Source organism: Nocardiopsis chromatogenes YIM 90109 (assembly GCF_000341185.1).
Taxonomy (GTDB): Bacteria; Actinomycetota; Actinomycetes; order Streptosporangiales; family Streptosporangiaceae; genus Nocardiopsis_A; species Nocardiopsis_A chromatogenes.
In genome coordinates this window covers 1-863 of the sequence record NZ_ANBH01000260.1, presented here as the reverse complement: position 1 = coordinate 863, position 863 = coordinate 1, and the positions used below count along the sequence as shown (strand labels likewise).

Below are 863 nucleotides of genomic sequence, written 5' to 3'. Positions count from 1 at the left end.
GTGGGTGGTGTCCCAGTTGTCGCTGACCGGCTCGTACCCCTCGGCCGTGTGGGCCACCGCCACCGGGAGCGGGCCGCTCAGCTCGGCGGCCAGGTCGTCCAGCCCCTCGTTGAAGGTGCGGACCTTGGCGTTCAGCTCGTCGTCGCGCCCGGTCCCGGCCACGGGGGTGACCTCGCCGAGCACGATCTGCACGCCGCCGTCGGCCACCCGCGCGGCCGTCACCGCGTCCCGCACCGCCTCCAGGGCCCACGCCGGGGTGGAACCCTCCGCGAAGTCGTTGGCCCCGGCCATGAACAGCAGGTAGTGCGGCTCGTACTCGGCGACGTGCTCGCCGAGCGCCGCCGCCGCGTCCTCGGTCGTGGCGCCCCACACCCCGGCGTGGTCGGTGTCGAAGTCCGGGTCGGCGTACCGGTCGTCTCCGGGCCTGCCGGTGTTCACGTCCAGCAGGTCGTCGTAGGGCCCCACGAAGTCGGCCTCGACGCCGGACCGGTCCAGGTGCCGCCAGAGCCGGTACCTCCAGGTGAAGTCGCCGCTGCTGCCCTGCACGATGGAGTCCCCCACGACCAGGATCCGCGCGGTGCCCTCGGGCGGGGTGCCGCTCGCGGGCGGCGCCGACGGCTCGTCGGCCGGGCCGCCCGGGCGGAAGGTCCCCAGGGCGGCCTGGATCACCAGCAGGGTCGCGAACATGGCCGCCAGGCCGATCGCGATCAGGCCGAGCGGGGTCGGCTCGAACCGGGGCAGGGCCCTGGTGAGGCGGGCCGTGCCCTTTCCCGGAGGCCCGTTCCCGGCGGGCCCCTCCTCGGCGGCCCCTTCACCGGCCTGTGCCGAGGGCTCCGGGTGCTCGGAGGCCGCGGCTCCCCCGG

1 protein-coding gene is annotated in these 863 nt (G+C 75.9%); it reads right to left on the bottom strand.

Annotation, left to right across the window (positions count from 1 at the left end; translation table 11 throughout):
* The coding region (locus tag D476_RS34335) for an SGNH/GDSL hydrolase family protein (RefSeq protein WP_017626478.1) at nucleotides 1–863 on the bottom strand (863 nt) is incomplete at both ends.